This is a genomic window from Gluconacetobacter brunescens (genome assembly GCF_048695475.1).
Lineage (GTDB): Bacteria > Pseudomonadota > Alphaproteobacteria > Acetobacterales > Acetobacteraceae > Gluconacetobacter.
In genome coordinates, this window is sequence record NZ_JBLHEN010000002.1 from 933,793 (window position 1) to 957,077 (window position 23,285).

Here is a 23,285-nt window from a genome sequence, read left to right on the forward strand (position 1 = left end):
TTATGAAAACATATCCGTGAACATCGCGCTCAGATAGCGCGCGCCAGAGGCAGCTTGGACCCCGCGATCCGCCGCGCGCCGATCACCTCGCGTCGGAAACGGAACAGCCGCGCCGGCCGGCCCCGCGTGTCCGGCGCCACGTCGCCCGTTTCCTCGATCAGCCCCTGCTGGGCCACCAGCCGACGAAAATTCTGCTTGTGCATCGGCTGGCCGGCCACGGCCTCGACCGTGCGTTGCAGATGCAGCAGCGTGAAACTGTCGGGCATCAGTTCGTAGATCACCGGCCGATAGCGGATCTTGGCCCGCAGGCGCGCCATCGCGGTGGCCAGCACGCGCCGCTCGTCGCGCGCCATGCCCCGGCCGGGCAGCACCGGCGCCCCCGGGGGGGCGGATTCCGGCACCAGCGCGGCCTCCCACAGCAATTCGTAGCGTTGCAGCACCAGTTCGTCGTCCCAGCCCAGCCCTTCCAGCCCGAAGGTCAGGGCCACCCGCTGACGCCGGGCCTCCTGCTCGGCGGCGGAAGGGGCACGCCCGGCCCACCCGTCAAGCAGCCGCGTGATCCGCAGCACCAGGTCGCGGCCCTCGGGCGCGGTCTGGTCCTCCCACGGAAAATAATCGTACCAGCCCCGCCACCCGCGCTCACCCCGGCGGATACGGGTCAGGGCGAGATAGGAGATCAGGACCCGCCGCTCGTCCGGCCCGCCATCGACCGGCGCATCGGCAAAGGTATAAAGCTGCTCCACATGCCCCAGCGCATGGCCGGTCTGATGCTCCACCCACAGGCGCAGGCCGGTCTGAAGCGACCGGTGCCCGGCTTCCAGCGGCCCGGAGGGCAGCAGGCGGCCGCCATCCAGCGTCAGCACCATCGGCCGGTCGTCGCTGACCGCGATCAGCACCGCGATCAATTCCGGGGGCATCGGGCATTTCCTTCAGCGGAGGGTACAGGGGCCGGACGGCGCGGCCCGGCCATCGGGCCATATCATCGCGCGGCCGGCAAAAAAACCGCGAATGCCACCGCTTGATATGATCCCGGCCCCTCCCCACGGTCATCAGGGCCGCCGGAACCCCCGCGATGGCCGCCGGGGCCGTGATGGTCGGAGAGGATGCGCCATGTCGATCCATTCGGGCACGTTCGTCTGGTACGAACTGGTCGCCGGCGACCCGCCAGCCGCCGAATCCTTCTATCAAGCCGTCATCGGCTGGCAGGCCCGCGATGCGGGCGTGCCGGGCATGGCCTACAGAATCCTGAGTGCCGCCGGGCGCTCCGTCGCCGGCATCCTCGGCCAGCCAGGTCTCGACGCCACCACCCGGCCGGGCTGGATCGGCTATATCGGCGTCGAAAGCGTCGATGCCGCATCCGCAAGAATCACGACCGCCGCCGGCGCCATCCTGCATGCCCCGGACGATATTCCCGGCGTCGGCCGTTTCGCGGTCGTCACCGACCCGCAGGGCGCGCCCTTCGCCCTGTTCCAGGGCAATGGCGAAGACCCGATGCCGCCGGTGCCCGAAGGCACGCCCGGCCATATCGCCTGGCACGAACTCTATGCGCGGGACGGCGAAGCGGCCTTCGCCTTCTATGCCGGCCAGTTCGGCTGGACCCGCGCCGACGCGCTGGATCTGGGCCCCGACGGGATCTACCAGATGTTCGCCATCGGCGGCACGCCGGCCGGCGGCATCATGACCGCGCCCGATGCCGCCGTCCCGTTCTGGCTGTTCTATATCGCCGTCGAAACCCTGGACGCCGCGCTGGAGCGCGTCACCCAGGCAGGCGGCCAATGCATCCAGGGCCCCATGGAAGTACCCGGTGGCCGCTGGGTCGCCCACTGCCACGACCCGCAAGGCACGCTGTTCGCCCTGGTCGCCCCCGTTCGCTGAAGCCCGGCCGCGTCAACCGACCCCGCTTACAAGCGGCAATCCGTGCCCGGACGGCACCGACGCCCCCACCAGCGGCGCGCCATCGCGAAACAGGCGCGCCCGCCCGATATCGAGCCCCAGCCCCTCGGTTCCCGCCGCGCCGAGCCGCTCCGGCAGAACAAGGATCTCGACCTCCCGCGTACCCAATGCAACCTCCAGCCGCCGCAGGCCACCCTGCCCACCCGCCAACGGCGTGGCCCGCGCACTTCCCCCCGCCACGACCAGACGGGCCTCGTGCGGGCGCAGAAACGCCGTCGCCGGGCCATCATCCGCGCCAACGGGAAAGGAGAGCACATTCGGATCGTCCGGTTGGAACCGCCCGTGGGCAATCCGCCCGGCAAATTCCAGCGCCTCACCCAGGAATTCCATCACGAACGGCGTGGCAGGTGTGGCATCCAGCGTCTCGGCCCCGGCATCCTGCACAATGCGGCCGTTCTGCATCACCACCAGCCGGTCGGCCACTTCCAGCGCCTCGTCATGGTCATGGGTCACCAGCACCGTCGTCAGCCCAAGCTGGTCGTGCAATCCACGCAGCCAGCGGCGGATCTGCCGCCGCACGATCGGGTCCAGCGCGCCGAACGGCTCGTCCAGCAGCAGCAGCCCCGGCTTCGTCGCCAGCGCGCGCGCCAGCGCCACCCGCTGCCGCTGGCCGCCGGACAACTGGTCCGGGTAGGCGCCCCCCAGCGTCGGCAACTGGATCAATTCCAGCAATTCGGCCACCCGGGCGGCAATCGTCCCCCGATCCGGCCGCTCCCTGCGCGGCAGCACGTCCAGCCCGAAGGCAATATTGCGCGCCACCGTCATATGGCGGAACAGCGCGTAGTTCTGGAACACGAAGCCGATCCGCCGCTCCCGCATCGGCCGCCCCGCCAGCACCTGCCCATCGACCAGCACCGTTCCCTCATAAGGCCCGTCCAGCCCCGCGATCGTCCGCAGCAGCGTGGTCTTGCCGGCGCCGGACGGCCCGACCAGGGCGACGAACGCCCCGTCCTCGATGGTCAGCGACACATCGTCGAGCATCTTGCGCGACGCATTCGGCACATGGCGCGTCAGGGACTGGATCTGGACGCTCATGACGAGGCCTTCCTGAAATCATGCTCGAGAAACGACCGCAGCAGAACGGTGGCCATGGCGATCAGCGCCAGCAGCGCCGCCATGGCGAAGGCGGCGACCGTCTGGTAGCCATTATAGAGCGTCTCGATATGCAGCGGCATGGTTTCGGTCAGCCCCGGAATATGGCCCGAGACGACCGACACCGCACCGAACTCCCCGATCGCCCGCGCCGTCGTCAGCAGAATGCCCGACAGCAGCGCCCACCGCGCATCCGGCAGCGTCACCCGCCACAATGTCCGCCAGAACCCGGCCCCGAGCAGGAACGCCGCCTCCTCCGCCTCGCGTCCCTGCTGTTCCATCAACGGCATCAGCGTCCGCGCGACATAGGGAAAGGTCACAAACAGCGTGGCCAGCAGAATGCCCGGCGTGGCAAAGGCGATCTGGATATGGTGCCGGTCCAGCCAGTCGCCCCACCAACCCTGCCGCCCGAACAGCAGCAGCCAGACCAGGCCCGCGATCACCGGCGACACACTGATCGGCAGTTCGATCAGCGCGACCAGGGCCGCCCGCCCGCGAAACCGATATTTGGTCACCAGCCACGCCGCCATGACCCCGCCGACAGTATTGACGCCCACGGCAACCAGCGTCACCACCAGCGTCAGGCGGATCGCGGAGAGCGCATCCGGGTCCAGCAGGCTGCGCCACGCGGCCCCCAGCCCCGCGCGCAGGGCTTCGACCATCACCAGCAGCACCGGCAGCACCAGCACGCCCAGCACCGTCAGATAGGTAGCGGCAACCAGCACCATATTCCCGCGACGCGAAGGCCCGCCCATCACGCCGCCCCCCGCGCCACCAGCCCGCGCGACACGCGGCGGCGCAGCGCGGCCACGCCGGTCATGCACACCAGCGCACTCAGCAGCAGGATCAGCGCGATGGCAGTGGCGCCCTCGTAATCATATTCCTGCAACCGCACCACGATCAGCAGCGGCGCGATCTCGCTATGGAACGGCTGGTTGCCGGCAATGAAGATCACCGATCCGTACTCGCCGATACAGCGCGCGAACGCCAGGCTGAACCCCGCCACCAGCGGCGGCAGCAAGGGCGGCAAAATCACCCGGCGGAAATTCTGCAGCGGGCTCGCCCCCAGCAGCAGCCCTGCTTCCTCCAGTTCCGGCGGCAACCCCCGCAGTACCGGCTCCACCGCGCGCACGATAAAGGGCAGGCCGACGAACATCAGCGCCACCACGATCCCGGCGGGCGTATAGGCCACGCGGATGCCGGCACGGGCCAGCAGCGCCCCGATCCACCCCGTGGGACCATAGAGCGTCGCCAGCGTAATCCCCGTCACGGCGGTCGGCAGGGCAAAGGGCAGGTCGATCAGCGCATCGACCGCCCGCCGCCCCGGCAGGCGCGCCCGCACCAGCGCCCAGGCCAGCAGCAGGCCCAGCGGCACATCGATCAGCGCCGCCAGCGCGGCACAGCCAAAGCTGACGCGCAACGCCGCATACATGCGCCCGTCATGGAGCACCCGCAGCATCACGGCACCGCCATCCTGCCAGGGGCGCAAGACCAGCGCCGTCAGCGGCAGCACGACAATCAGGCCGACCCACACCAGCGTAAAGGCGATGGATATGGAAAGGCCCGGCAGCCCATCGCGCCGCCGCAGGCAAAACACCATGAAAGAGTCCGTTATCGGCTATAGATCTGGTCGAACACACCGCCATCGGCGAAATGCGCCTTCTGGACCTTAGTCCATCCCCCCAGACTCGCGACATCGAATGTTGTCGTCTTCGGAAAGACCGACGCCGTTTCGGCCACGATCGCCGGATCGACCGGCCGGAAATAATGCTTCGCCCCGATCCGCTGCCCCTCGGGTGTGAACAGGAAGTCAAGGAAGCCCTTCGCAACCTCCGCCGTGCCATGCGCCTGCACGTTCCTGTCCACCACCGCCACCGGCGGCTCGGCCAGGATCGTCAACGGCGGCACCACGATATCGAACTTGTCCGGCCCCAGATCGCGCGACGCCAGCAGCGCCTCGTCCTCCCAGGCGATCAGCACGTCGCCCAGCCCGCGCTGCACGAAACTGTTGGTGGCACCGCGCGCCCCGGTATCCAGCACCGGCACATGCGCGAACAGCGATTTCAGATACGCGGTCGCCGTGGCCTCGGACCCGCCGGGCTGGCGCAGCGCCCACCCCCAGGCCGCCAGATAGTTCCAGCGCGCCCCACCCGAGGTCTTGGGGTTGGGGGTGATCACCTGCACGCCGTCCCGCAGCAGGTCGGGCCAGTCGTGGATGCCCTTGGGGTTGCCCTTGCGCACCAGGAACACGATCGTGCTGGTGTACGGCGTGGAATTATGCGGCAGCCGCGTCTGCCAGTCCGCCGCCAGCAGGCCATGCTGGGCCAGAATGTCGATGTCGTAAGCCAGCCCCAGCGTCACCACATCGGCCGGCGCCCCCTCCAGCACCGAGCGCGCCTGCGCGCCCGATCCACCGTGCGAGGACGTCACGACCACCTGCTCGCCCCCATGCGCCTTCGCCCAGAAGGTGGCGAAAGCCCTCCCGGCATCGGCATAAAGCTCGCGCGTCGGATCATACGACACATTCAGCAGCCGGGCCGCCGCCGCCGCCGGACGCGGCCGCGCCCCGATGGCGAACGCCGTGGCGGCGGCAGCCGTTCCAGCCAGAAAACCACGCCGCGACGGCACCATGAAACCGTTCTTCATATCGTTTCTCGTCCTGATGACAGTTGCCGATGAGAGGGAAAGCCAGATCAGAACGTGGCCTGCACGCGCCCGGCGACGGCATTCCCCGTCCGCCCCAGCAGATCCACGCCGCCCGAGACACCCTTCGAGCGGGTCACGATGAAATGGTCGAAATCCAGCATGAACTTGAAATGCTGGTTCGGGTACCAGTTCAGGCCGCCCGCCCACACCGTCTGCTGGTCGCCATTGACCCCCGTGCCGCCCTGGTTGGCCACATCGGACAGATCCGTCACGCTCCAGCGGCCGCTGAGTTCCAGCGCGCCCCACTCTCCCCGTGCCGGGTCGAAATCATGCTCGACGCCGGGCGTGGTAAACGCACCGCTCTTGATGTTGTATCCCCGGCCCCGTCCCAGCAGCGTATAGTTGGCGGCGACATACCACCCGTCGAAATTCAGCGACGGCAGCGGCGTCGCGCCGGCATTGTGCCCGCGCTCCACGCCGACATGGTAATACTCGCCCTTCAGCAGGAAATTCCGCCAGCGGAAGGCCACCTGCGGCCCGGCCGCCCAGATCTGCGACACGTTGGTCAACGCCCCCGATGTCAGCAACGAGGTCTCGCCCAGCGGCACCTCCATATTGTCGCTGAAGGTATAATTGCGGCCGCTGGAATTCTGGTTGACCTTGAAGGCGCTGGTCGCACCGGCACCGACATGGACGTCGATATCCTTGCTCACATAAGGCCGGCCGACGATACGGGCCACAGCACCTGTCTGGCTGTCGGTAATCGTCGTATCCTTGTTCCGGTCGCCGAATTTCTGGCCAGTGAAATAAGCCGCCGCCTGCCAGCGATTTTCATAATGCTCGCCGCCGACGCTGAAGCGCGCCACACCACCCGCCAGGTTGCGCACCAGGTCGACGATCGTCGGCCGTTCGAGGAATTCGAACGACGATGCCCGCTCCGCGCTCTCCTCTTCCATGCGCGGCTGGAAATAGCCGACGGTCAGCGTCGTATGATGCAGGCCGGTATAATTCATGTTGGCCTCGAACAGGCTGACCGACCCATCCACCGAACTGGAGCCGAATTCCGGCGTGACGTTCGCCACCCAATCCTTGTACCGCCACGAGAAATAGATGCGCAGACGCCGCGCATTCTGGGTGAATTTATTGAAATTGCCGGCTCCCTCGCCCCGCTTGGGCCCGGCACCGAGAAAGCCCCCCAGATCCTCCTGCGCCGTCAGGCCGATCGAAAAGCTGTATGCACCATCCTCCGACGAGATCGTGGGCCGCCCCGCCGGAAAGCCGATCTGCATACCGCCCACATGCACGGTCTCGTCCCGCGCGCTGGCGGCCCGGATCTCCGCCCAGGACGGAATCGGCCCTTCCGGGGTGATCAGGCGCGTCTCGGCATCGGTGCGGGGCCGCCGCGTGGCCGCCGGTCCCTGCGGCTCGCCGATCGCGGGCAACGGTCCTCCGGCCCAGCGATGCGCATGCACCACGCGCGGCGCCCCCACGGCCGCATGGCCGGCCGTAACGGGCATCGCCTTTCCCTCGTCGCGGGCAATTCGGGCCTGGAGCACCCGAATCTCGTCGCGCATCTGCCGCTGCATCTCCCGCATTTCACGCCGCAACGCCGTAACTTCGTCATCGCGCGAAGCCGCCTGCGCCAGAGCCGGCAGAAAACTGGGAGACAGGGCCGTCGCCACGGCAAGCAGGCGCCGGACTTTCAAACCTTCTTTCATATTCTTACGAGACCTCGACCCGGCACACGGACATATTTCACGATATTTTTCGCACTTAACGCGAACCGCAATGATTGATGTCACGTTGCAATTTAACGGTCAATAGCGTGCAAGATAGATTACCTGATTCAATTCGTTTAATTGGCACAAGCCTCAAGCCTGGACGAGATATTTTCACTATTTTTATTTGTTATTTATCCCTCCCGAAGGCGCCCCTGCCCGTCAGAAAGACGCATCAGGCAGCCACCTCGGGAAAGAACCGTCTCGGAACCTGTCAGGAATCCAGGGCTGACGCGCAAAAATGCCGCGAGACGGCGCGGCTTCCATGGCCACAAGCACCCAGTGCGGGAAACGCGCGGAGGGCACACCGCCCGCGCACCTGTCCCGGTCAGGCCTTCAGAAGCTGGCCTGGACCCGCCCCACAACGAGATTCCCGGTCCGGCCGAGCAGATTGACCCCACCGGCCACGCCCTTCGAACGGCTGACGATGAAATGGTCGAAATCCAGCATGAACTTGACATGCCGGTTGGGGTACCAGTTCACGCCCCCCTGCCACACGGTCTGCTGGTTGCCGTTCACACCCGTGCCACCCTGGTCGGCAACATCCGACAGATCCGTGACGCTCCAGCGGCCACTGAGTTCCATCGCCCCCCAATCGCCATGCAGCGGATCGAAATCATGTTCGACCCCCGGCGTGATGAACGCGGCGATCTTGGGGTTATAGGATCGCGGCCGCCCGAACAGCGTATAGTTGGCCGCGACATACCACCCGTCGAAATTCAGCGACGGCAACGGGGAGGCACCGGCCTCGCGGCTGCGTTCCACGCCGATATGGTAATATTCCCCCTTCAGCAGGAACCGCCGCCAGCGCACGCCCACCTGCGGCCCGGCCGCCCAGATCTGCGCCACGTTGGACAACGCCCCAGACGTCAGCAGCGCCGTCTCGCCCAGCGGCACCTCGACATTGTCGCTGAACGTATAGGCCCGGCCCTTCGCCCCCTGATTGACCTTGAAGGCGCTGATCGCACCGGCCCCCACATGGACATCGACATCCCTGCTCACATAGGGCCGCCCGGCGATGCGCGCGACACCACCGGTCTGGCTGTCGGTGATCGTGGAATCCTTGTTGCGGTCGCCGAATTTCTGCCCGGTGAAATAGAGCGCCGCCAGCCACCGATCCTCGTAATGCTCGCCGCCGACGCTGAATCGCGCAACGCCCGCCGCGATATTGCGCGCCAGATCGACAATGGTGGGACGTTCGAGGAATTCGAACGCCACCGGCCGTTCGGCGCTTTCCTCGTCCATGCGCGGCTGGAAATAGCCGACCGTCAGCGTCGTATGGCGCAACCCGGTATAATTCAGGTTCGCCTCGAACAGACCAACCGACCCGTCAGCACTCAGCGAGCCGAAATCGGGGGTCACGTTCGCCACCCAATCCTTGTAGCGCCAGGAGAAATACATGCGCAGGCGGCGCCCGTTCTGGGTAAAGCTGTTGAAATTCCCCTTCGCCTCGCCCGCCCTGGCGCCGGTGCCCAGAAAGCCGCCGATATCCTCCTGCAACAGCCCGCCGACCGAAAAACTATAGGCCCCGTCATCCGACGATATCGTGGGCCGCCCTGCCGGAAAGCCGATCCGCATGCCGCCGACATGCACGCTCTCGTCCTTCGCCGTCGCTTCCTTCACCTCAGCCCAGGACGGGATCGGCCCTTCCACCATGACCATCCGGCTCTCGGACTCCGACCGGGGCCGCACCGGGCCCGGCCCATAGGGCGCGCCGATCGTGGGCAACGGCCCGCTCCAGCTCCGCGGCGCGACATGGGCGACACGAGGGGGCGCGCCCGGCAGATGCGCGCCATGCGCCTGCGGTGCGTGGCCTTCGTCACGGGCAATCCGGGCCTGAAGCACGCGAATTTCTTCCCGCATCTCACGCTGCATGTCCCGCATTTCGCGCCGCAACGCCGCAATTTCATCGTCTCGGGGTGTCGCCTGGGCAAGACTCGGCAGCCCGACAACCGGCACCACCGTCGCCACAAGAAATAAACGCCGTGTTTTCAATAAAATAGACACTACCGCCCGAACACCCCGCGCCACCCCCTGCAAGAACGTATCGGATCGCGCAGGTTTCCCGCAATCAACCACTGGAATGCTAAGGGCCAGTCATGAACCGGTCAATGTTGCCGGGTCGGTACGGCACAATCAATTGCATAAATACCCATCTATCATTTTATATTCTGTAGGAATCCGGATTTCCATTCTCATGCCCAACCCGCCGCCCGACCACAAAAAAGCCCGGTCTTCACCAGGAAGACCGGGCCAGGCAGTGTGGGGGGAGAGAGACGTTCTTTCTTCTTGTTATTCCTGCACGCCAGAAGGCGTCGGCTTCAGCCGAACTGCCCCATGGTGTTATGCGCGCCGCCGGCCTTCAGGGCCGCTTCGCCGGCGAAATACTCCTTATGGTCGTCGCCGATATCCGACCCGGCCATGTTCTGGTGCTTGACGCACGCGATCCCCTGGCGGATTTCCTCGCGCTGGACGTTCTGCACATAGCCCAGCATCCCCTCCTCGCCGAAATATCTCTTGGAGAGATTGTCGGTCGACAACGCCGCCGTGTGATAGGTCGGCAGCGTGATCAGGTGATGGAAGATGCCCGCCCGCTTCGATGCGTCCCGCTGGAACGAGCGGATGCGCAGGTCGGCCTCCGTCGCCAGGTCGCTCTTGTCGTAGCTCTGCGCCATCAGCTTGGCACGGTCATAGGCCGAAACGTCGCGCCCTTCTTCCTTCCAGGCATCATAGACCTGCTGGCGGAAATTGAGCGTCCAGTTGAAGGACGGCGAGTTGTTGTAGACCAGCTTGGCATTCGGCACGGCGTCGCGGATCCGGTCCATCATGCCGGCGATCTGCTCGATATGCGGCTTCTCGGTCTCGATCCACAGCAGGTCGGCGCCATTCTCCAGCGCGGTGATGCAGTCCAGCACGCAGCGATCCGCACCGGTGCCGGGACGGAACTGGTACAGGTTGCTGGGCAGGCGCTTCGGGCGCAGCAGCTTGCCCTCCCGCGCGATGATCACATCGCCGTCGCGCACGGTGCCGTCGGTCACCTCGTCGCAATCCAGATAGGCATTGTACTGGTCGCCCAGATCGCCCGTCTGGCTGCTGTAGGCAATCTGCTTGGTCAGGCCCGCGCCCAGGCTGTCGGTACGGCAGACGATCACGCCGTCTTCCACCCCCAGTTCCAGGAAAGCGTAGCGCACGGCGCGCACCTTCGCCAGAAAGTCCTCATGCGGCACCGTCACCTTGCCGTCCTGGTGACCGCACTGCTTTTCGTCCGACACCTGGTTTTCGATCTGGATGGCGCAGGCGCCCGCCTCGATCATCTTCTTCGACAGCAGGTAGGTCGCCTCGGCATTGCCGAAACCCGCGTCGATATCGGCGATGATCGGCACGATATGGGTCTGGTGGTTGTCGATCTTCTCCTGGATCTCGGCCTGCCGCGCCGCATCGCCCGCCTCACGCGCGGCGTCGAGGTCACGGAACAGCATGCCCAGTTCGCGGGCATCGGCCTGGCGCAGGAAGGTGTAGATCTCCTCGATCAGCGCCGGCACCGCCGTCTTCTCATGCATCGACTGGTCGGGCAGCGGGCCGAATTCCGACCGCATCGCCGCGACCATCCAGCCCGACAGATACAGGTAACGGCCCTTGAGCGACCCGAAATGCTTCTTCACCGAGATCATCTGCTGCTGCGCGATGAAACCGTGCCAGGCCCCCAGCGACTGGGTGTACTGCGCCGGATCGGCATCATAGGCGGCCATGTCCTGGCGCATGATGGCGGCCGTGTAGCGCGCAATGTCCAGCCCGGTCTGAAACCGGTTCTGCAGGCGCATGCGCACGACATAGTCGGGGTTGATCCCGCCCCAGGTGCCCTGCTTGGCCTGGATGATCTGGTTGAGCTTGGCGGTTGCCGATTCCTGATATGACATGTGACGGTTTCCATTATTCTTGGAAGGCGTGGCGTCACAAGGCTTAACGCCATCACCCCCCTGCCGGAAGGTGGAAACCAATAATCACGCTGTATTTCTGTAAAAAATTTACAGACAGTAATTTCCAATTGAAAAGTCTTTTTACGTCGCGATACCAGGCCGGGCGCGCCTCCGCGCAACCCGGCCCGCACGCCCGATCAGCCGTGCGTCGGCATCGCGAACTCCGCGCCCGAGCGGATCCCCGTCGGCCAGCGGGTGGTCACGGCCTTCATGCGTGTAAAGAAGCGCACACCCTCCGGCCCATGCATATGGTGATCGCCGAACAGCGAATCCTTCCAGCCGCCGAAGGAATGGAAGGCCATCGGCACCGGAATCGGCACGTTCACGCCGATCATGCCCACCTGCACCCCATGGGTGAACGCGCGGGCCGCATCGCCGTCACGGGTAAAGATCGCGGTGCCGTTGCCATAGGGGCTTTCATTGATCAGCGTCAGCGCACTGTCGAAATCCGGCACGCGCACCACGCACAGCACGGGGCCGAAGATTTCCTCCCGATAGATCGTCATATCCGTCGTCACATGATCGAACAGCGACCCGCCGATAAAGAAGCCCTTCTCATGCCCGGCCACCACATGGTCGCGCCCGTCGACCACCAATGTCGCGCCCTGCTCAACCCCGGCATCGACCAGCGCCCGCACACGCGCCAAATGCTGGCCGGTAATCAGCGGCCCCATCTCGTTGCTGTTGTCGATGCCGTGGCCGATCTTCAGCGAACGCGCACGCTCCGCCAGCTTGCTTACCAGCGCATCGGCGACGGGCCCCACGGCCACGGCGACCGAAATCGCCATGCAGCGTTCGCCGGCCGAACCATAGGCCGCCCCCACCAGCGCATCCACGGCCTTGTCCAGATCGCAATCCGGCATGATCACAGCATGGTTTTTCGCACCACCCAGCGCCTGCACACGCTTTCCGGCCGCCGTCCCGGTGGCATAGACATGCTTCGCGATCGGCGTGGAACCGACAAAGCTGACGGCCTCGATGCCTGGGTGCGCCAGGATAGCGTTGACCATGTCCTTGTCGCCCTGCACCACCTGGAACACGCCATCCGGCAACCCGGCTTCCTTGAAGATATCGGCCAGCAGCACGGCGGCGGAGGGATCACGCTCGGACGGCTTGAGAATGAAGCAGTTGCCGGTCGCCAGCGCCATCGGCGCCATCCACAGCGGCACCATCACCGGGAAGTTGAACGGCGTAATACCCGCCACCACGCCCAGCGGCTGGCGCATGGTATGGGCATCGATCCCGCGACTGACCTGCTCGGTAAACTCGCCCTTCAGCAGTTCCGGCGCGGCGGTGGCATATTCCACCACCTCCAGCCCGCGCGTCACCTCGCCCTGGGCGTCGGAGAGAATCTTGCCATGCTCGGCGGTAATGACGGCCGCCAGTTCCCCCATCCGGGCCTCGATCAGGTCCCGCGCCCGGAACAGGATGCGCGCACGGGTCAGCGGCGGCGTCTCGGCCCAGGCGGGAAAGGCGCGGCGCGCGGCTGCAATCGCGGTCTCCAGGTCGCTCTGCACACCCAGCACGACCTGCGCCGCCACCGAGCCGGTCGCCGGGTTGAACACATCGGCGCGCGCCGTCCCGTCGCCCTCGCTATGCCGCCCGTCGATAACGTGAGGAATGATCTTCATGGTTCTGGTCCTTCGAATATGTGTTGAGAGTCAGATTTCCTGCCCGGATTCCGGAATCAGCGCCGACAGCGAGGCCGCCTGGCGTCTCCGGTCGCCACCGACAGGCAGCGTTTCAGGCACGAAGAAAAGGGTGACGAGAAAGCCGACGATGCAGACCGCGATCGGATAAAGCAGCCCCGCGAAGACATTCCCGGTGAGATTGACCAGGCTCAGGCCGATCAGCGGCAGGAAGCCGCCGAAAATTCCGTTACCGATATGGTAGGGAATGGAAATCGACGTATAGCGGACCGCCGGCGGAAAACTCTCGACGATAAAGGCGCCATACGGTCCGTAGATCATGGCGGCAATCACCACCAGCAGAAACACCGTGCCCGCAACAGGCAGGAAGTCGATCGTCGTGCCATGCACGGCGGAACGCAGCAGCATGAACATCGGCAGGTAGAGAACAACCGCCGCCGCCATCCCGCACAGCGACAGCCGCTTGCGCCCGACCCGGTCCGAAAGCGCACCGAAGACGATGAAGAACGGCAACCCGCACACCGCCCCCAGCGCCACCGCCAGCGTGGCAGAGAGGAAGTCCACGTGCATGACGCTTTGCAGGAAATAGAGCGCGTAGAACTGCGCGGTATAGAACGTGATGGCCTGCGCGCAGGCCACGCCGAACAGAAAGGTCACGATCCGCCGCGCATTGCCCGGAATGGTGAAGGCATCGCGGATCGGCGACGCCGAAAGCTGCTTGTTCTTCTGCATGTCCAGAAAGACCGGCGACTCATGCAGCCGCATGCGAATCCGAAACGACACGCCGACCAGCACGATTGAGACCAGGAACGGCAGGCGCCACCCCCAGGCACCGAAACTCTCCTCTCCCAGCCCCAGCCGCAGGCCCAGCACCATGGCCAGCGACAGCACGAACCCGCCCGAGGCCATGGCCTGGATATAGCTGGCCCATTTGCCACGCTCATGCGGCGGCGCATGTTCCGCGACATAGGTGGCGGCACCCCCATATTCCCCACCCAGCGCCAGCCCCTGGATGATCCGCAGCGAGATCAGCAGCACGGGCGCCAGATAGCCCGCCGTGGCATAGGTGGGCAGAAACCCGATGGCGGCGGTGGAACAGCCCATGATCAGCAGCGTGGCCAGAAACGTGACCTTGCGCCCGAACCGGTCCCCCATATGGCCGAAGACCAGACTGCCGAGCGGCCGTACGGCAAAGCCGGTAGCGAAGGTCGCGACACTGATCAGCGTCCCCGCCACCCCGTCCTGCGGCGGATAGAACAATTTCGCAAAGAAGATGGCCAGGCTTCCATAAAGGAAGAAATCGTACCATTCGATAATGGTGCCGACACTGGAGGCAAAGACCAGCCCATACATCGGACGGGCGGCAGCATCTTTATTCTGCATGACGGTCAATCCCGTGTGCTGATCGGTTCAGGCCCAGACGCGACGATAAAGGTCCATGATCTCGCTTGCGGTCGGCACGCGCGGATTATTCGCGGGCGAGCCCGAGGCCAGCGCCTGATCGGCCATCAGCGGCAGCAGATTGTCCCAGCGCGCCGCCTCCAGCCCGAAGGATTGCGGCGACGGCACCCCCAGTTCCCCATTGCGCGCCCGCAACGCCGCCACCAGCGCCTCCCCGGCCGCCGCATCGGACACGTCCGCGCCCGCGACACCCATGGCCCGCGCACATTCGGCATAGCGCCCCGGCGCGCCGGAGAGCGACCACGCCGTGATCTCCGGCAGCAGCATCGCGTTGGACAGACCATGCGCGACATGGAAATGCGCCCCGATCGGCCGGCTCATGCCATGCACCAGCGCCACCGAGGCGTTGGAGAACGCCATCCCGGCCTCGAACGCCCCCTCCATCACCGCGGCGCGGGCCTCGCGATTCCCGGGCTCGACGCAGCAGGTGGGCAGATGGGTCCAGATGCGCTTCATCGCCGTCAGTGCCAGCGCGTCGGTAAACGGGCTGGCCTTGCGCGAGACATAGGCTTCCAGCGCATGGGTCAGCGCGTCGATCCCGGTATCCGCCGTCAGGCGGGCCGGCATCGAAAGGGTCAGTTCGTAATCGACGATGGCGATCCGGGGCTGATAGGCCGCCCCCATGCACAGCATCTTCTCGTCCGTGGCCTCGTCGGTAATCACGGTCACGCGCGTCGCCTCGGACCCGGTGCCGGCGGTGGTCGGAATCGCGATGATCGGCAGCCCCGGCGCATCCTGCACGAACGGCGCCTTCAGCCGCGCCGGCGTGGTGTCATGCACCGCCAGCACGGCCACCATTTTCGCCGTATCAATGGGGCTGCCACCGCCGAGCCCGATCACGCAGTCATGCGCGCCCTCGCGCAGCATCGCCAGCGCGGCCCCCACACAGGCCACCGTCGGGTCCGGCACCGTATCGGTAAAGGCCCGCAATTCGATGCCGTCCCTGCTCAACAGCGCATGGACCCGTTCCAGCACGCCGGAAGCGGCCATGAAACGGTCGGTGATGATGAACGGCGCGCCGAGCCCGGCCTGGCGCAACGCGGCCGGCAATTCATCGAGCGCCCCGCCACCAAGGCGGACGAAGGGAGGCAGGGATAAGGCTGTCATGGGCAGGACTCCTGACCGGCCGGAGAGGCTTCGAGGCCGTTTGCAAAGTCACCCTGCCGGCGATCCGGCGCGCCTTTTCTGCGCTTCGGTGCTCACGGCCCTCAAGGCCGCTCCGCTCCGATGCTCGAAAATACACGCCGGCCGTGCCGCTATGCGGCACTCTCGCTCGGCAGGCCGTCTTTTCAACCTGCCTCTTTGTCCGCCCTGTCGGCGGCACCTCTTCTTGTTGATGTTGCCTCTGGGCTAACGCGGAGACGCTCGCGCGAAAATTAGGCGTTTTCGCCCATGGCCTGTGCAAATCTGCACGGCAACAGGCGGCCCGATGTGCGGGATCATGGGGAACGAGGCGAATGAAGCGCGGGCTGGACTGGCGGGACCTGCAATATTTTCTGGCGGTCGCCCGCGGCGGATCGCTGTCCGTGGCGGGTCGGCAGCTCGGCGTGGACCATGCCACGGTGGGCCGTCACATCCAGTCGCTGGAGCAGGCGATGGACGCTTCGCTGTTCGAGAGGCACCTGCGCGGCTACGCGATGACACGACAAGGTGAACGGCTGCTGGCGGCGGTCGAGGGCATGGACAAGGAAGCCGGCCGCATTACCGAGACCAGCGAAGGCGGCCTCTCCGGCACCATCCGCATCAGCGCACTGGAGGGATTCGCCAATTTCTTCCTCGCACCGCGCATCGGCCTGCTGCTGGCCAACAATCCCGGCCTGACGGTGGAGATGGAGACGATCCAGCAGATCGTCTCCCTCGCGCGCCGCCACGCCGACATCGCCATCACGCTGACGCCACCCAACAGCACCCGCTTCGTCGGCGAGGAACTGGGCGAATACAGCCTGTTCGTCTACGCCAGTCCCGCCTATCTGGCCCGCCATGCCCCCATCCACACGCGCGAGGACCTGGCCGAACATATGTTCGCCGGCTATGTCGACGAACTCCTGTTCACGCGCGAACTCGACTACCAGGGCGCCATGGGCATCCCCGCCCGGGCGGTGCGCGTCCAGAATTCCAGCATCCACGCCCAGATGGAGGCCGCCTGTTCCGGCCTGTGCCTCGCCGTCCTCCCCGCCTTCGTCGCCGCCACCCGCCCCCAGCTCGTGCGCGTCCTGCCCGAGACAATGACCCTGCGCCGCCTCTACTGGCTGGTCACCCGCGCCGACGAACGCGGCACAAGGCGCATCCACCACCTCTGCGCCCTGCTCCGCCGCGAAGTGGAAAAGGAAAAAGCCCTGTTTCTGGGCGAGACGTAAAAAATTCATCCCGGCATGGGCAAAAAACCTGCCGCACCCGGTTATCGCCCCACCGCGATCATGACAAAATACGTCCGCCCCTCAGCCACAGGAGCGCAGTCATGACATCGCCAACAACCGCCGCCCCGCAGTCCGGCACCGCATCCGCGCGCCAGCCGGTCCTGTTCATGCCGCACGGTGGCGGCCCATGCTTCTTCATGGACTGGCCCGACACCTGGGACCACATGGCCGCCTATCTGCGTGGAATCGCCGCAACCCTCCCACAGCGTCCCAATGCCATTCTCGCCGTCTCGGGCCACTGGGAAACCGCCGTGCCCACGGTCACCTCCGCAACACATCCTCCGTTGATCTACGATTATTACGGCTTCCCGGCCCATACCTACCGGCTGCGCTATCCCGCGCCCGGATCGCCGGAACTGGCCGCCCGGGTCCGAACGCTCCTGAGCGCGGCGGGAATCGAGAATGAGGAAGACCCGACACGCGGTTTCGATCACGGCGTCTTCATCCCCTTCATGCTCGCCTTCGCGCACGCCGATATCCCGATCGTGGAACTGTCCCTGCGCCGCGACATGAATGCCGAATACGAAATGCAGGTCGGCGCCGCGCTGCGCCCCCTGCGCGACGAGAACGTGCTGATCGCCACCACCGGCATGACCTACCACAATCTCGCACATTTCATGACGCCCGACCCGGCATCCGACGCCGCCGCCCGCGCCTTCGACACCTGGCTGACGCAAACAATGGAGGCCCCTCCCGCGCAACGGGACGAGGCCCTGCTGCACTGGAACCGCGCCCCCGGTGCCTTGCAATGCCACCCTCGCCCCGAACATCTGCTCCCCCTGATGGTCGCAGCCGGCGCGGCGGGCCAGGACCCCGGCCACCGCGACTACACCGACACCATCATGGGCAAGGCCCTGTCCGGCTTCCGCTTCGGCTAGAATGTCGCCGTCAGGCTGAGATTATAGGACCGCCCCAACCCCGGCAGCGGCCCCCGCACCCCCGTCGCCTTGTAATCGCCCAGCGAAAGCCCCCCGAGCGGAAGATAGTATTTCTGATCCAGCACGTTATCGATGCTGGCATCCAGCGTCAGGTTTCGCCAGCGATAGCTGCCCCCCAATCCCAACAGCGCATAACCCGGCGTGCGCGGCTCATGCCGCAGCCAGTCGACCGTATCCTTGGCCTTGACCAGCGTGACCTCGACCCGCCCGGTCCAGTTCCCGTACGTCTCGTGCAGCGCGATCGTGCCATTGGTCGGCATCTGGTGATAAAGGCCGGAATGCGTCACCAGATCCTCACCCCGCACCCAGTTGAGGTTGGCACGCACCTCGCCCTTGCCGAAGGCGTCGCTCCGCCACAGGCGCGCAAAGGCCGAACCATTGATACCGTAGCTCTGCGCATTGTGGTTGACGAACTGCAGTTGCGACAGGCCGTTCGACAATGCACCGATCCGCATCACATTGATATAATTGTGAGTATATGTGTAGTACGGCTGGATTTTCACCAGCCATGCCCCGTCGCGCGGATCATGCCACGTGATCGTCATGCTGGCGGTATTGGCGATTTCCGGCGTCAGGTTCAGGTTGCCGACATAGCCGTTGCCGTCGCCGAACCAGCCGATCATGCTGCTCGCCATCGCCCCCGTGCCCCAGGCATAACGCTCGTACAGATTGGGCGAGCGCGTCTTGCGCGCATAACCCTCTTCGATCATCAGGCTGTCGAGCGGATGCCACCGCACCAGCGCCGTGACATCGAAATTGCTATCGGTACGCCCGCGTGAGGCAGCATTGAACCGCTGCGCCGCCATGGCATCGGCCATGCCCATCATCCCGGTCCAGGAATAAGGCGAAACCGGCCCGGTATTCATCATCACCAGGTCGCTGCGCATCCCCAGTTCGGTGGAAAGGCGCGGCAGCCATTGCGCCTTCCACTCGATATAATGGCCCAGCCGGTCGCGATGGCCGTCATTGACGTTGTGATAGGTGTTCGGCCCCATCATCATGCTGCCGACAAGCGGCGGCCACCAATCGTTCAGCCCGTTATGATCGAACGAACTCCCAACACCGAGTTCATGATTCAGGCCGAGCGGAATCGTCGCCTTGATCGCATAGCCCGCGGTCCGCGCATCGGTATTCATCGGCATGCCGGTCGAGGCCGTATGCCCCCCCTTGTCCGACATCATGTCCATCACATGATCGACCCGCTGCCAGAAGCCGCGCGCCTCCAGCGTACCCCAGTCGAAATCGCCCTTGTATTTGCCATTCACGAAAGTCGACCGATTATTGGTCATATCCATGTACTGATTGGGGAACCCCTCATAAGGAATGTCCTGCTGCCCCACCGTCAGGGCCAGCAGATGGTTGTCCTTATGCACACCCAACGTGACGGCATGGTTGAAGCTGAGATAGCTGGTCGAGCGCACGCGCGGCCCGTCGCCACCGGCATGATAGTCGCTGGCATGGCTGTAGGAGCCGGTATAGCGCAGGCTCAGCAGATCGTTCGCCACCGTGACCGACCCGGAGGCGCCGGACCCGCCGCCATTGCTGCGATAATCCCCCCGCATGCGCCCGGTCACGAGAATCTTCCCCGCCCTGGCAAATTGCGGGTCCCGCCGCTCGACCGAGACGGTACCCCCGGTACTGTCCCCCCCTTCACTGACGGAGGTGATCCCCGCCGTCGCCACCGCCGATTCCACACTGTCCGGGTCGATATAGGACATCGCCGGATTCATGTGGTTGGGGCAGGCCGAGGCGATGCGCATGCCGTCCACGAAGGTCGCTACCCGGTCGTCGGCCATGCCGTTCAGCACCGGAAGCGCCGAAACCCCACCGGCCGCATAACTGCTGAACCCCAGGGCATGCGAGAGCAGGGCAGCCGTATCCGCACTATGCCCCGTCGGCCGGCGCACGCCATTGACGGTGATGAACTCCCCCGCCGTCGAAGACGATCGGGATTCGGATTGAGAAAGCGGCATGGACATAGCCCCATCCGCCCGGGCCGGAGTACCGGCCAGCCCGCAGGCGGCGGCCCAGCCGCACGCCACGGCGCCGATCCACAAGGACCGGACATGATCTGTCATGACAGAAACCTGGTCTGAGAGAAGGCAACAGCCGGCAGGACACGCGCATCGCTTCCCGATCGCATGCCCGCGGGCGCGTCTGTCGGGAAGAGGCTTCAGGCACAGGCGTGCCACGGCACGAGCCCCGAAACATCTCCCCATGCCTGACGGAATGCACACTGACGCACGAGACGGGCCCACAAGAGCCGCATCCGGCACGTGCTTTCGAGCATAGAAAGCGAGCCGGCGCTACGAACCGGTCACCACCAGGCCCGGAAACCGCGCGTCGGATCGCCGCCGGCGCGCATGTCCAGTCAGGATCTCAGATTGTCCGTGGAGGTCCGATTGCCGGCGGCCGCAGCAGGGCCCGGCGCATCGGCGGCGCCCGGGGCCGGGCCGGGCTGTAGCGCACCCGCGCCAACCGGTGCAGCACAAAGATCGCCGCCAGCACAACCGGCAGCACGACCAGCGACAGATGCAGCAGCGGGCAGAGCGGGCAGGCATCATGATCAGGCCCATGGTCATGCGACCGATCGCTCGGACACGGCATGCCGGCCATCGCCATTCCAGGCATGTCATCGCAGACGGCGGACAGGGACGGCGCGGCCAGATGGATGCCTGCCAGACGTTCCAGCGTGGCACGGGGCATTTCGCCGGGCAGCGCACGCGCCTGAATGCCAAGCAGGCCGAGATAGCCGCACAGCACGAACAGGGCGACCATCCAGCGGCCAAGCCCCGACCGCTCCATCCTGATCGCGTCCTGCCCCTGCACGGCCCGGCCACCTCGTTCGCTACAAACCCACCACCTATCCCCTAGACCCGCAGAGAGGGGCGAGGCAAGCAGCAGCAAGGGCGTTCACAAGGAAAGGGCGGGAACGAACACCGTCCGTTCCCGCCCCGTCGCCCCCGTTATTTCGTGGACGTGGGCGCCGGAGCCGGAGCCGCTGCCGGGGCGGCCGTCGCAGCCGGCGCGGAGGCCGTGCCCGAAGCCGACGGCAGCGTTTCAACGAAATCCTGCGAGACGAAGACAATCCCGTCCAGCGCCTGGTTCAGCGCATCGGCCGCCTGCGTGGGCTGGTGCCCCTCGACGAACACGGTCGCCCGGTTCACCGCGCCCTCCATCTGGTCCAGCGGCGCCAGCGCGATGATGAAATCCACATCCTCGCCGACAACCTGCATCGTCTGGGCCGCCGCCTGGCTGTTGCCAGCCTTGAGCTGGGCATTGGCCGTGGCGACCGCCGCCTTCTTCTCGGGCGCCAGGATGTCGCTGGCCACGAATTCGCCACCCACCGGCACCCAGTCGGTCGGCGCCGTCACCGGCTGATGCGTCGCGGACGCCGGATGCTGCGGCGCGGGCTGCAACGCACTCTCGGCCGCGTTGAAGCGCTTTTCGGCCTTGCGGGCCGCCTCCAGCCGCTTCTGCGCGTCATAAAGCGGCGGCACCGCCTGATCCACCTTGCCCTGCGCCACAAACTGCTGGGCGGTCAGGATATCGGCCAGCGCACGCTCTCCATCGTCGGAAAGATGGCGCAGCGCACGACCGGCCTTGAACTTTTCCCACGCCGCATGCATCGGCGCGGCATGCGACAGCGAGGGCACGGCACCAAGGGCTGCAACAACCGCCAACGAGGCCATAATCCGCATGTCAGACATCCTTTTCGTCATGAATTCGTATTTTTAACATAATGTTGCTGCGGCCCGGAGAACAAGTCAGGGCAGGAATGCGCTCCGCGATCATGAAGTTTTTAAGAAGACCGATCCGTTACCCGTCCGCTGCCGATGACAGCGCCAGACCACCCCTCTAGGGTCCGCCCCGATACCGGACAGGCCGCCAACCGGCAGAATGAGGCGAGGACACGAGGGACATGACGGATTGGGCGATCCGGCAGACCGGGTGGGCGTCGCTGCATGCCCGCATTCGCCGCCTGACCGGGCGGCACGATTCCGAAGACCTGTTGCAGACGGCCCTGCTCCACATCCTGGAACGCGGCCAGACGGGCATCGCCAACACCGAGGCCTACGTACTGCGCACGGCGCGCAACCTCGCCATCGACGAATATCGGCGCGAACAGCGCGACAGCCTGGTCAGCCTCCCGCCCGACCAGACGGAGGCCATCGCCTGCCCGATGCCCCTGCCCGACGCGGTGGTGCTGGGCCGGCAGCAACTGGCCCGGCTCTCGGCCGCCTTCACGGCGCTCGACGCCCGTACAGCCCGCATCTTCCTGATGCACCGACTGGACCACCTGCCCTACCGTACCATCGCCGCCCAGCTCGGCGTCAGCGTCAGCACGGTCGAAAAACAGATCAGCAAGGCGCTATGCGTCCTGACGACCGCCCTGCTGGACGGCGACGCGCCATGAGCGACAGCACCATCCAGACCGCCGCCCGCTGGTCCGCCCGCCTGCGGGCCGAAGACTGCACCGAAGACGACCAGCGCCGTTTCACCGCATGGCTGGACGAACACCCCCGCCACCGCGAGGTGTTCTCGCTGATGTCCGGCGTCTGGGCCTCCTCGGCCACGCTGGCGCACAGCCGACTGCGGCCGGCCCCATCCTCGCGCCGCGCCGTCCTGACTGTCGGGATAGGGCTGGCGGCCAGCCTGTTCGGCCTCCCCAGTGCACCGGCCGAAGCCATGGTCCTGCGCACCGCAACGGGCGAACGGCGCCGCTGCACCCTGCAGGGCGGTGCCGACCTGCTGCTCGATACCCAGAGCATGCTCATCCTTCCCCCCGCGGGCGCGCACGGTCAGGCGTGGCTGCCTAGCGGGCGGATCGCCCTGTCGCTCGCCAACGGCGCAGCCCCCCTGCGCCTGGCCACGGCCACCGGCCTGCTTACGTCACCCGCCGGCCAGTTCGATATCGGCGTATTCCATGACGGGCTGGCCGCCACGGTCCTGGCCGGCTCGCTGACGGCCTTCCCGGCTTCCGGCTCGGCCCCGATCACGATCGGCAGCGGCACACGCCTCACCCTACGTTCGGGCCACCCCCCCTGCATCGACCACCCCAGACTGGACGACCTGGTCGCTTGGCGCACGGGGCGCATCGTCTTCCGCGATACCAGACTGTCCGAAGCGATCATCGAAATGAACCGATACAGCGACAAAAAAATAGAAATCGCATCACCGGACATCGCCGCGCTGCGCATCAGCGGGCTCTACCATACCGGCAATATGGCGGGCTTCGCGCGCGCCCTGACGCATCTTCTTCCCGTGCGGATCGAAGGCACCACCACCCTGCGCATTGTGAAGCTTTGATGAAACGCGCGCAGACACATTGAGGACTCGTCGCGGGAGTTCGTCACGCCTGTAAGCCGGAGCA

At 65.8% G+C, this 23,285-nt stretch carries 19 protein-coding genes; 5 read left to right on the top strand and 14 right to left on the bottom strand.

What is annotated here, in order from left to right:
* Positions 1–29: 29 nt before the first annotated feature.
* Positions 30–917: an NUDIX hydrolase gene (locus tag ACMAUO_RS16560; protein WP_420358027.1), complete on the bottom strand. Its 888-nt coding sequence runs from the start codon at positions 915–917 to the stop codon at positions 30–32.
* 193 nt (positions 918–1,110) lie between these two features.
* Here ACMAUO_RS16560 and ACMAUO_RS16565 point away from each other — a divergent pair, with 193 nt between their 5' ends.
* Positions 1,111–1,875, top strand: coding sequence for a VOC family protein (locus ACMAUO_RS16565; RefSeq protein WP_420358028.1), 765 nt, complete (start codon positions 1,111–1,113; stop codon positions 1,873–1,875).
* A 12-nt stretch (positions 1,876–1,887) separates the two neighbouring features.
* On the opposite strand, the gene ACMAUO_RS16570 is transcribed toward ACMAUO_RS16565, so the two are convergent.
* From ACMAUO_RS16570 to ACMAUO_RS16615, 10 genes are all read right to left on the bottom strand, one after another.
* Complete coding sequence (locus tag ACMAUO_RS16570; protein ID WP_420358029.1) at positions 1,888–2,988, bottom strand: sulfate/molybdate ABC transporter ATP-binding protein; 1,101 nt, start codon at positions 2,986–2,988, stop codon at positions 1,888–1,890.
* Complete coding sequence (gene cysW, locus ACMAUO_RS16575) at positions 2,985–3,800, bottom strand: sulfate ABC transporter permease subunit CysW (protein WP_420358030.1); 816 nt, start codon at positions 3,798–3,800, stop codon at positions 2,985–2,987. Before cysW ends, ACMAUO_RS16570 begins: the two co-directional genes overlap by 4 nt.
* Positions 3,800–4,645, bottom strand: a complete 846-nt coding sequence (gene cysT / locus ACMAUO_RS16580; RefSeq protein ID WP_420358031.1) for a sulfate ABC transporter permease subunit CysT — start codon at positions 4,643–4,645, stop codon at positions 3,800–3,802. Before cysT ends, cysW begins: the two co-directional genes overlap by 1 nt.
* Positions 4,646–4,656: 11 nt before the next feature.
* A complete protein-coding gene (locus ACMAUO_RS16585) occupies positions 4,657–5,691 on the bottom strand; it encodes a sulfate ABC transporter substrate-binding protein (RefSeq protein WP_420358032.1) in 1,035 nt (344 codons plus the stop codon).
* Between the two features lie 47 nt (positions 5,692–5,738).
* Complete coding sequence (locus tag ACMAUO_RS16590) at positions 5,739–7,286, bottom strand: OprO/OprP family phosphate-selective porin (protein ID WP_420358304.1); 1,548 nt, start codon at positions 7,284–7,286, stop codon at positions 5,739–5,741.
* Between the two features lie 519 nt (positions 7,287–7,805).
* A complete protein-coding gene (locus tag ACMAUO_RS16595) occupies positions 7,806–9,332 on the bottom strand; it encodes an OprO/OprP family phosphate-selective porin (protein WP_420358033.1) in 1,527 nt (508 codons plus the stop codon).
* Positions 9,333–9,790: 458 nt separating this feature from the next.
* On the bottom strand, positions 9,791–11,386 hold the full coding sequence (locus ACMAUO_RS16600; protein WP_420358034.1) for an isocitrate lyase: 1,596 nt from the start codon (positions 11,384–11,386) through the stop codon (positions 9,791–9,793).
* Positions 11,387–11,583: 197 nt separating this feature from the next.
* Positions 11,584–13,077 (bottom strand): CoA-acylating methylmalonate-semialdehyde dehydrogenase, encoded by a 1,494-nt coding sequence (locus ACMAUO_RS16605; RefSeq protein ID WP_420358035.1) that lies wholly within the window; start codon positions 13,075–13,077, stop codon positions 11,584–11,586.
* 30 nt (positions 13,078–13,107) lie between these two features.
* Entirely contained in the window at positions 13,108–14,478 is a 1,371-nt protein-coding gene (locus tag ACMAUO_RS16610; protein WP_420358036.1) for an MFS transporter, read from the bottom strand.
* Positions 14,479–14,505: 27 nt separating this feature from the next.
* The gene (locus tag ACMAUO_RS16615) at positions 14,506–15,663 is read right to left on the bottom strand and encodes an iron-containing alcohol dehydrogenase (protein ID WP_420358037.1); all 1,158 of its coding nucleotides are present in this window, start codon (positions 15,661–15,663) and stop codon (positions 14,506–14,508) included.
* 350 nt (positions 15,664–16,013) lie between these two features.
* Here ACMAUO_RS16615 and ACMAUO_RS16620 point away from each other — a divergent pair, with 350 nt between their 5' ends.
* Both ACMAUO_RS16620 and ACMAUO_RS16625 read left to right on the top strand, forming a co-directional pair.
* Entirely contained in the window at positions 16,014–16,913 is a 900-nt protein-coding gene (locus ACMAUO_RS16620; RefSeq protein ID WP_420358038.1) for a LysR family transcriptional regulator, read from the top strand.
* Positions 16,914–17,014: 101 nt separating this feature from the next.
* The gene (locus ACMAUO_RS16625) at positions 17,015–17,851 is read left to right on the top strand and encodes a DODA-type extradiol aromatic ring-opening family dioxygenase (protein WP_420358039.1); all 837 of its coding nucleotides are present in this window, start codon (positions 17,015–17,017) and stop codon (positions 17,849–17,851) included.
* Here the strand turns inward: ACMAUO_RS16625 and ACMAUO_RS16630 are convergent.
* The 3 genes from ACMAUO_RS16630 to ACMAUO_RS16640 form a co-directional block, all read right to left on the bottom strand.
* On the bottom strand, positions 17,848–19,989 hold the full coding sequence (locus tag ACMAUO_RS16630) for a TonB-dependent receptor (RefSeq protein WP_420358040.1): 2,142 nt from the start codon (positions 19,987–19,989) through the stop codon (positions 17,848–17,850). The two genes, ACMAUO_RS16625 and ACMAUO_RS16630, sit on opposite strands and share 4 nt — an antisense overlap.
* A 301-nt stretch (positions 19,990–20,290) precedes the next feature.
* On the bottom strand, positions 20,291–20,740 hold the full coding sequence (locus tag ACMAUO_RS16635; protein WP_420358041.1) for a hypothetical protein: 450 nt from the start codon (positions 20,738–20,740) through the stop codon (positions 20,291–20,293).
* Positions 20,741–20,877: 137 nt separating this feature from the next.
* On the bottom strand, positions 20,878–21,612 hold the full coding sequence (locus ACMAUO_RS16640; RefSeq protein ID WP_420358042.1) for a YfdX family protein: 735 nt from the start codon (positions 21,610–21,612) through the stop codon (positions 20,878–20,880).
* Between the two features lie 221 nt (positions 21,613–21,833).
* Here ACMAUO_RS16640 and ACMAUO_RS16645 point away from each other — a divergent pair, with 221 nt between their 5' ends.
* Both ACMAUO_RS16645 and ACMAUO_RS16650 read left to right on the top strand, forming a co-directional pair.
* On the top strand, positions 21,834–22,328 hold the full coding sequence (locus tag ACMAUO_RS16645) for an RNA polymerase sigma factor (protein WP_420358043.1): 495 nt from the start codon (positions 21,834–21,836) through the stop codon (positions 22,326–22,328).
* Entirely contained in the window at positions 22,325–23,221 is an 897-nt protein-coding gene (locus ACMAUO_RS16650) for a FecR family protein (protein WP_420358044.1), read from the top strand. Before ACMAUO_RS16645 ends, ACMAUO_RS16650 begins: the two co-directional genes overlap by 4 nt.
* The last annotated feature ends 64 nt before the right edge of the window (positions 23,222–23,285 follow it).